We start from the raw sequence: 8900 nt of genomic DNA, 5'->3' as shown, positions 1-8900 counted from the left end.
CCTGAGTACCTGATCAATCCCTGCCAAAGATGGACGTCATACCGACACGCCTTTCGAAAAAGGACAGGATAGCTGTTTCTTTTTTGTACCGGCACGAGCGGGAAACGGCTCGAGGAGGACGTTTTTGGGCGTTTCGGTTCAAAAGGAATGCGCTGATGACGAATTTGGGTTTATGCGGCGTGTCCATCTTGGATGGGGAAGGGATGTGGGGTCGGTACGGACGACTTTGGTATATAATTTGACTGTCCCCATTGGAATGATTTCCCAGGCTTGACAAGCATTGGTCTATATTTTAATATAACGGGTTCTTAAAGTCTGGTGGTTTGGTGTGACGGATATATTCAAGAAATGATTTTTTCTTAATTTTTATATTACACACAGGATTAATTTTAAAGAAAAAGGAAGAAGAATTATGGCACAGCCGATTGCGGATCGTAGAGATGTGGATTTTGTTCTTCATGAACAACTGAACGTGACCCAGTTGACGGAAAAGGAAATATTCGCCGATTTCAACCGGAAAACGGTGGATATGATCGTTTCCGAAGCCCGTTCTCTGGCCATCAAGGAAATCATGCCCACCCAGAAACCCAGTGACGAGGGATGTACCTTCTCAGGCGGTCAGGTGACGGTTCCCGAATGTTTCAAACGTCCCTGGGACCTGTTTATGGAAGGCGAATGGCTGGGCATGAGCGATGATCCCAAATGGGGCGGGGGCGGCATGCCCAAGACCGTGGCCCTGGCCGCCAGCGAATACTTTCAGGGCGCCAATGTGGCCTTTATGCTCTATCACGGCCTGACCCACGGCGCTGCCAAGATGATTGAGGAAATCGGCACCGAAGAGCAGAAAAATCTGTATCTCAAGAAACTCTACTCCGGCGAATGGGCCGGCACCATGCTGCTGACCGAAGCCTGTGCCGGTTCAGACGTGGGCGCCCTTGAAACCGTGGCTACGAAAAATGCCGACGGGACTTACAACATTTCCGGCAACAAGATTTTCATCTCCGGTGGTGAGCAGAACATGACGGCCAACATCGTGCATCCCGTTCTGGCCCGCATCGAAGGCGCACCGGCCGGGACCCGCGGTATCTCCCTGTTCCTGGTGCCCAAATACCGCGTGAATCCCGACGGCAGCCTGGGCGAGTTCAACGACGTGGTCTGCACCGGTATCGAGCACAAGATGGGCATCAACGGCAGTGCCACCTGTTCATTGACCCTAGGCGGCGCCGGCAAATGCATCGGTACTCTGCTCGGTCAGGAAAACAAGGGGATGAGCTCCATGTTCATCATGATGAACGACGCGCGTCAGCTGGTGGGGCTTCAGGGCTTTTCCGTGGCCACCACATCCTACATGCATGCCCTGGCCTATGCCCGGGAACGGATTCAGGGCGCCAACATGCTCAAACCCAAAGACGGCGGCGTTCCCATCATTCAGCATCCCGATGTTCGCCGTCAACTGCTTGAAATGAAATCTCTGGTCGACGGTATGCGCAGCCTGATCTACTTCTCCGGGATCTGCCACGACACGGTGAAAACGGCCGAAACGCCCGAAATCAAGGAAGAGTACAGCCAACTTCTGGAGATCCTGACCCCGATCATCAAGGGTTACATCACCGACAAGGCCAACGAGGTGTGCAGTCATGGTGTTCAGGTTTACGGCGGTTACGGCTACTGCAAGGATTTCCCGGTGGAACAGCTGCTGCGCGACAGCCGTATTTTCCAGATCTATGAGGGGACCAACGGCATTCAGTCCATGGACCTTCTCGGACGGAAAGTCGGTATGAACAAGGGTAAGCCCTTCATGGGCTTCCTCGGCCGTATCAAGGCCAGTATCGACCAGGCCAAACAGACGGCGGGTCTTGAAGCTCTTGCCGCGCGGGTCGAAGCGGTTTACACCAAATACACCGAAGTGGTCGGCACCATTGCCCAGGCAGCCATGAGCGACAAGGTTCTCAACGCCTTTGCCCAGTCTCATCCCCTGTTGACGGTCACCGGTGATCTGACCATGGCCTGGATGCTGCTCTGGCGCGCCCAGACCGCCCAGAATGCCATCTCAGGCGGAGCGAAAAAGAAGGATATTCCGTTCTATGAAGGCCAGGTCAAGACCTGTGAATATTTCGTCAACAACACTCTTTTCGTGACCGAAGGCCGCCTGAACGCCATCACGAACATGAACGGCGCGGTCAACGAGATGAGTGAGGAGGCGTTCGGCAGCAAGTAAGACGACGTAGGGATCGTTCGGGTTCATCATAACGATCATTCGGGGGAACACGGCCCATGGGACCGCGTTCCCCTTTTTTCTTTGCGTTCAGGACAAAAACCTTCTAAGATAAGCCATTTCCGGCCATAAGGGGGAGACAGACGCCCCGAGTCGATTATTCAACCCGCCGATTTATCAGAACAAAGGAGTGAACCATGCCATTGGAATTCATGAAAAAAGCCATGATGACGGGACTGGGGATGGCCCTCAAGACCCAGTCGGAAATCGAGGAATTCACACGCGAAATGATCAACAAAAGCAAGATGAGTGAGGATGAGGGCCGGAAATTTATCGATGACATGATGAAACGATACGAGGACGCCCGCAAGGATATGGAAAAACAGATCAGGGACGGCATTGCCGATTACATGTCCAAGGCCGACATCGCCAGTAAGAAAGAACTTGATGCCCTGAAAAAAGAGGTTGAAAAACTCAAGAAAGCCGGTAAGTAGGGGATCGTCCCGTAGATGGTAAGCATCCGAAAAATCGGTGTGATCGGGCGGACTTACCGCCATTTCAACCGCTATCGCCAGGTTCTGGCCATCGTGTTTCGTTACGGTTTCGATGACGTGGTTGAACGCCTTCGCATCGATCAGTATCTGGAAATCGGTCTCCAGATGATCTCCCGAAAAAAACGGGACAATGTGGAAAAGCTCAGCCGGGCCGTGCGGATCAGGCTTCTGTTCGAAGAACTGGGACCGACGTTTATCAAATTCGCCCAGATTCTGTCCACCCGCCCCGATATTATCCCCGCCGACGTGATCGAGGAGTTTGAAAAACTCCAGGACGAAGTCCCTCCTTTCCCCTTTGAGGAGGCGTGTCACATTATCGAGCATCAGCTTGGGGAGACCGTCGAATCGCTTTTTGCATCCATCGATGAACGCCCGCTGGCTTCGGCCTCCATCGGTCAGGTTCACCGGGCCGTTCTCCCCGACGGCGACGTGGTGGCGGTGAAGGTGCAGCGCCCCCGGATCCGCAAGGTCGTCGAGGTGGATCTTGAAATCATGCTTCACCTGGCCACACTGATGGAACGTCATGTGGAAGAGCTGGCGTTTCAGCGTCCCGTGCAGGTGGTCGAGGAATTTGCCAGGACCCTGGAGCGTGAACTCGACTACGGTATCGAAGCATCGAGCCTGGAGCGGACGGCGGTTCAGTTCCTGAGGGATCGCACCGTGTATATCCCCAAATTTTATCCGGACTATTCGGGCTCACGGGTGCTGACCCTGGAGTTTATTCAGGGCATCAAGGTCTCTGATGTGGGCCGGTTGGATGAGGCCGGCCTGGATCGGAAGACGATAACGGCCCGGGGCGCGGATTTCATCATGCGTCAGGTGTTCGAGTTCGGTTTTTTTCATGCCGACCCCCATCCGGGCAATGTGTTTGTCCTGCCCGGAAACGTGATTTGCCCCATCGATTTCGGCATGACCGGATGCGTGGACCGAAGGCGGCGCGATCTGTTCGTCGATATTCTGGAGAGCGTGGCCCGACGTGATCCGGCCCGCTCCGCCAGGTTGCTGCTGGAACTCGGTGAATACGACGAGGAACCGGATCTTCGGATATTCGAAAAGGAAATCGAGGATTTCATGGGGCGCCATCTGTTCAAATCCCTCAAGGATATCGATGTGGCCCGTCTGCTTCAGGATTTTCTGGATATCGCCACCCGGAACCGGGTCCGGGTGCCTCCGGTGATTTTTCTGATGATGAAGGCCTTTGCCGCCGTGGAAGGCATTGCCCGGCTTCTGGATCCGGGGTTTGACATGATCGCCCACGCCGAACCCTTTGTGAAACGGGCCAAAATGTCGCGTTACTCACCGCGTAAAATCACCGAAGGGGTTCTGGCCGTCCTGGCCGACTCCTTTACGGTGTTTCAGGACCTGCCCCGGGAAATCCTGCAGGTGGCCCGGAACACCCGGCAGAACAAACTGACCGTGAATGTTGAAATCAAGGGGCTGTCCGATTTTCTGAGAACCCATGACCAGGTGAGCAACCGCGTGTCGTTTGCCATCATCATCGGCGCTCTGATCATCGGATCGGCCCTGCTTCTGGCCTTCAAAACCCCACCCCTCTTTTACGGGGTCTCTCTGGTGGGCATGATCGGCTTTTCCGCAGCCGCCGTCTTCGGCGTCTGGCTGTTGATCGCCATCTTGAAAAAAGGGATGCTCTGAGGGCCCCCGCTCATTCATGGTTTGATTTTGTGCTCAATTCTGTTATAAATCCCGAAAAAATAATTGGGAACTATTGATATTCATTCAAAACCGGTTTGTCTCGTTTGATGATGATTGATGTCTGTAAGAGGTGCCTTGGCGCCCTTGTGTGTGTTTTTTTTGTCTGCTGTTCGATTCCGGTCCTGGGTGAACCCTGCGCCGGCCGATTGCCCCTTGATGGGTTTGCCCATTTGAGGGCCCTGGTGGGCGAGAGCCCGGAACCCTTTGATCCCGAAAAGATTCGCCTTCTTCTCGATCATGTGGATTCCGACGGCTTTGCGGAAGAACCCCTTTTCCGGGGCGGGCTCGACCGTGCCGCATCGGCGTATCACGCCTTTGAGTTCCGGTCGGATATGGCCCGGCTGATCCGCTACTGCTACAATCCCCGTATTCCCTCCTGCGCCGTGATGCCGTCGATGATCCGGCTGTCCGCCTGGAAGAGCCTTCACGATCTTTCGGCTCCGTCCGAGCTCGCTCATCTGGAACGCCGTCTGCCGGGTCTTGTCGAACCCGTGGTGATCCGCAGCGTCTATTACATGCAGAACACACCCGATCCCCATACCGGTGCCTACTACGGCTACGACTCCTATCGCACCGTAATTCTCATGCCGTACAAGGGGCGCAGGGTCCTGTTGTCCATTCTCAAGCAAAAGGATGTGTCCGATGTGGGCAGGAAAGGGTATATTCTGGGCAGGGAACAGGAACTCGATTTTTTTTATTCGGGTGAAAAGGGCCTGACCGCCCGGGGCCTGGGCTGGGTGAAGTCCTACGTATACGATTCGTTTTCGGTATCCGTTTACATGGAGAGCCCCGGTTCTGCCGACCGGCTGCGCTGCGCCACGTTCAAATGGCTCCGGGCGGGGTGGGCCGGAAAGAACATGGCCGGGGATCATCATGTGCACCAGGGCTTGCTGCGTTTTGCCGAGATGTTTCGACAGGTTATGGAAGCCGACGATTTCCCGTCTCCGGATCAGCTGGCAGACATCTGTACGGGGTATACGGGTCTTTCCGATTCGGAGTTGAAGTCGAAAATGGAGGAGTACCTGGCGTTTCTTCAGGGCAAGTGCGCCTCGCTGTCCGGCTGTCCCCGTTATCTCAGGTCGGCCGAGGCGGCGGCCCGCTACGTCGATTCCCTGAGTCCCATGGAAATGAGCGCCACCCTCATTGTGGACCATGTCAAACACATGATCACCCGTGATGAAAAAACGGGTGACGTGGCCCTGGGGCCGTCCGGCTTATCGGACGGGGTGGTGTTCTGATTTTTTCTTCATGCCGTATCCCCAATGACCCCAACGATGGAAAGAGGTTCATGAAAGATAATGAAAAACAGGTTCGCGCCCTGGGATTGTGCTCCGGCGGCCTGGACAGTATTCTTGCCGGTCTGGTTTTGAAGCATCAGGGGATCGATGTCACATGGCTGAGTTTTGAGACCCCCTTTTTCAATGCGGACAAATCCCGGAAGGCGTCGCGTCGCACCGGTATCCCCCTGATCACGATGGATATCACCGACACCTATCTGGCCATGCTCAAGGATCCTCCGCTGGGCTACGGGAAGCACATGAATCCCTGCCGGGACTGCCATGCGCTGATGTTTCGTCTGGCCGGCGACATGATGGCGGATTCGGGGTATGATTTTTTGTTCAGCGGGGAGGTGGCCGGCCAGCGGCCGCTTTCCCAGACCAAGCAGGCCCTCCGGTATGTGGAAAAAAAATCGGGGTTTGACGGCATGATTCTCCGTCCCCTGTCTGCCCGGATTCTTCCGGAAACCGAGGTGGAAAAGCTGGGACTGGTGGACCGGGAACGACTGATGGATTTCTCCGGACGATCCAGAAAACCCCAGATTCAACTGGCCGCCGAACTTGGGCTCACCGACTACCCCTCACCGGCGGGCGGCTGTCTTTTGACGGATAAAAATTATTCGATCCGGTTGAAGGATCTGTTCGACCACGACACGCCCTTCGGCATCGGCGATCTGCATCTGCTTCAGTTTGGCCGTCATATCCGTCTGAATCCCTCGGTGAAAATTATCGTCGGAAAAACCCGGGGAGACAATCAGTCGATTCTCAGCCATTACGACCCGGCCGCCTATGCCGTTCTGGATGTCAGGGGGGTGGGCAGTCCGGTGATTCTCGTTCCGGTCCATGCGGACCGGCAGAGTCTGGCCGTGGCGGCGGCCGTCGGGGCCGGATATACCCGGATTCCCGCCGGTCAGGAGGCCGAGGTTCGCGTCCGGTGGCCGGGAGGACGGGTGGAGACGCTGACGGTGACCGCCATGGCGTCCGATCAGGTGAAGCCCATGATGCTGGGCTGATACGGGCACGCGCCTCTACGAAAAAAAGCGGCCATCTCCGACAGTCCGGAGATGGCCGCTTGACGTTGCAGGGGCGTGATGGTTCTATTCCTGGGGATAATGCCAGGTGTCGCCGGAACTGACGCCCTGATAGGCGCTGGTGATCAGGACCGTTGAGGTGGTGTCCTCGGTGTGAAGGACAAGGATGGAGGCGAAATCCACCGGAACGAACAGCTTCTTGCCGCCGATCAGTTCGGCCGAGGCTTTTTCTTCGGGATAGAAGACGTTGTACATCTGGCCCGGTTTTACGCCGTCGTTGGCGCCCTTGTCGATGAAGGCGACCTTGTCGTCGCCCATCAGGCCCTCATCTTCTTCGGAACAGATGATGGTACCGGTCAGGCCTTCGACGCTGGCCGACAGGGTGATGTCCGGTGACCGGTAGATGTAGGGAATGACCAGGTCGTTCAGGTAGATGGTCCGGTAGGACTGAACGATGGTGCCCACGGCGTAACCGGATTGCTTGCCGGTGATCTGGACGATCCCGGTGATGTAATGCTGGTGGCCGACCCGGGTTTTTTTCGCTTTTTTCTCAAGGTTGTGAAGCCGCGCATCGTTTTCGATTTTTTCCTTGATGTCTGCGGCGTCCTTCAGGCGATAGATGAAATACTTGGCTCCCGGTACCAGTTCCTTGTCGTTGTCTTCCGTGATGAAGACCTCGTCGCCCTTGCTGATCATCAGGCGTTCGGGGCCTTTGAGCTTGAAGATGTAGCCATGGGATTCCGCCGGTTTGGGCCGCATGAACCCGACGCCGCCGATTTTGGAGTAATGGTAGAAGGGCAGCCGGATATCCGAGGGTTTTTCTTCGGTGCTTTCGGCCGTGTCGTCAATGACCACGGCGTCGACGGCTTCCACGGTTTTATCCGTTTCTTCGGGCTCCACCACCGCCGTGTCTTCTTCGACGGCCTGTTCGAGCTTTTTGATCTGATCGATATCACTCCGGAAGAACAGCTTGATTTTCTGGCCGGGGTAGATCCGGTGGGGATTGGTCAGCTGCTGGTTGTCACCCCACATGCCCGGCCATTTCCAGGCGCTGTTGTTGAATCGCTGGGACAGGTCCCAGAGGGTATCTCCCTTTTTCACGGTGTAATAGATCGCCGATTCGCTGTTGAGTTCGGGAGAGCCTTCGTCGTTTGCGGTTTCGGCAAAGCAGGGAGTAAAACTCGAAACAAGGAACAGCGTGCAGAAAATAACTAACGAAAATGATTTTATTGTGGTGTTCATCAGGCGCCCCAGTGTGTGTTGGTTAATATGGAAAAAGGACCAGGCAATGATAATGCATCATCTATAACCCGTACTTTGTTGATTTGTCAAGGTTTTCAATGGCGGGGGAAGCAATGACCCCAAGATAGTCCGTGGCGGGCGACCGATGATTACGGTTGCAAAAAGACCGCTCTTCGAATATGCCTGAAGTCCGAAGGCCGAAAAGGGCTCAAGTCCCTGTCCTTTCCGGCCGAAATACCGTTAGATTCCGTTGACGCTCAGACCGGGAACACGCCATGGACAATATTGCCAATCTTCTTTTCGAAGCAAAAATGCTCAAGGAAATACCCCGGTCGGGGTATCATTTTCTGGGTTCGGGACGCGAATCGGTGGCCGAACATTCGTTTATGATCACCTTTATCGCCTATGTCATGGCATCCATGGAGCCGGAGGTGGATCGGGGCCGGCTGATCAGCATGTGTCTGATGCACGACCTGCCCGAAGCACGGACCGGCGACATGAATTATGTTCAGAAAAAATACGTAACGGTCGATGAGACTAAAGCGGTGAATGATCTGATTCGCCATATCCCTTTCGGTTCCGCCATCCGGGAGCTGATCGACGAGTTCAACGCGTCGAGGACGAGGGAGGCGAAGCTGGCCCGGGACGCGGACCAGTTGTCTTTTATCCTTGAGCTGAAAACCCTGGCCGACACCGGTCGCAAGGGGCCGGAAACCTGGCTGCCCATCGTGATGGACCGGCTTCAGACCGAAACGGGAAAACAAATCGCCGAAAGTATTGTCACCACTAACTGGGATGAATGGTGGAAGAAGAATTATGTTGACTGATAGGGCTAAATATTTTATTTTTATGACAAATTTTGTTTTTT

At 55.0% G+C, this 8900-nt stretch carries 7 protein-coding genes; 6 read left to right on the top strand and 1 reads right to left on the bottom strand.

Translation table 11 applies throughout. From position 1 onward, the window contains the following. Positions 1-412: 412 nt before the first annotated feature. The 5 genes from ACYQ11_RS17945 to ACYQ11_RS17925 all read left to right on the top strand — a co-directional run bounded on the left by ACYQ11_RS17945 (position 413) and on the right by ACYQ11_RS17925 (position 6772). Complete coding sequence (locus tag ACYQ11_RS17945; RefSeq protein ID WP_459925190.1) at positions 413-2218, top strand: acyl-CoA dehydrogenase; 1806 nt, start codon at positions 413-415, stop codon at positions 2216-2218. 194 nt (positions 2219-2412) lie between these two features. Beyond that, positions 2413-2709 (top strand): phasin family protein, encoded by a 297-nt coding sequence (locus tag ACYQ11_RS17940; protein WP_459925189.1) that lies wholly within the window; start codon positions 2413-2415, stop codon positions 2707-2709. Positions 2710-2724: 15 nt separating this feature from the next. Next, complete coding sequence (locus ACYQ11_RS17935) at positions 2725-4422, top strand: ABC1 kinase family protein (protein ID WP_459925188.1); 1698 nt, start codon at positions 2725-2727, stop codon at positions 4420-4422. Positions 4423-4568: 146 nt separating this feature from the next. Then, positions 4569-5720: a hypothetical protein gene (locus tag ACYQ11_RS17930; protein ID WP_459925187.1), complete on the top strand. Its 1152-nt coding sequence runs from the start codon at positions 4569-4571 to the stop codon at positions 5718-5720. 50 nt (positions 5721-5770) lie between these two features. After that, a complete protein-coding gene (locus tag ACYQ11_RS17925; protein ID WP_459925186.1) occupies positions 5771-6772 on the top strand; it encodes a tRNA 4-thiouridine(8) synthase ThiI in 1002 nt (333 codons plus the stop codon). An 84-nt stretch (positions 6773-6856) separates the two neighbouring features. Here the strand turns inward: ACYQ11_RS17925 and ACYQ11_RS17920 are convergent, their stop codons facing one another. Further along, positions 6857-8032: a LysM peptidoglycan-binding domain-containing protein gene (locus tag ACYQ11_RS17920; protein WP_459925185.1), complete on the bottom strand. Its 1176-nt coding sequence runs from the start codon at positions 8030-8032 to the stop codon at positions 6857-6859. Between the two features lie 275 nt (positions 8033-8307). Between ACYQ11_RS17920 and ACYQ11_RS17915 the strand changes: the two genes are divergently transcribed. Beyond that, complete coding sequence (locus ACYQ11_RS17915) at positions 8308-8859, top strand: HD domain-containing protein (RefSeq protein WP_459925184.1); 552 nt, start codon at positions 8308-8310, stop codon at positions 8857-8859. Positions 8860-8900 lie beyond the last annotated feature (41 nt).

The organism is Desulfatiferula olefinivorans (genome assembly GCF_054657895.1).
The sequence above is the reverse complement of the archived record's forward strand: the minus strand, read 5'-3'. Positions and strand labels throughout refer to the sequence as shown.

Excerpts from the sequence above, each read along its gene's own strand:
- ACYQ11_RS17915 (WP_459925184.1), top strand. The coding sequence starts at position 8,308 with ATGGACAATATTGCCAATCTTCTTTTCGAAGCAAAAATGCTCAAGGAA.
- ACYQ11_RS17945 (WP_459925190.1), top strand. The coding sequence starts at position 413 with ATGGCACAGCCGATTGCGGATCGTAGAGATGTGGATTTTGTTCTTCAT.
- ACYQ11_RS17935 (WP_459925188.1), top strand. The coding sequence starts at position 2,725 with ATGGTAAGCATCCGAAAAATCGGTGTGATCGGGCGGACTTACCGCCAT.
- ACYQ11_RS17920 (WP_459925185.1), bottom strand. The coding sequence starts at position 8,032 with ATGAACACCACAATAAAATCATTTTCGTTAGTTATTTTCTGCACGCTG.
- ACYQ11_RS17925 (WP_459925186.1), top strand. The coding sequence starts at position 5,771 with ATGAAAGATAATGAAAAACAGGTTCGCGCCCTGGGATTGTGCTCCGGC.
- ACYQ11_RS17940 (WP_459925189.1), top strand. The coding sequence starts at position 2,413 with ATGCCATTGGAATTCATGAAAAAAGCCATGATGACGGGACTGGGGATG.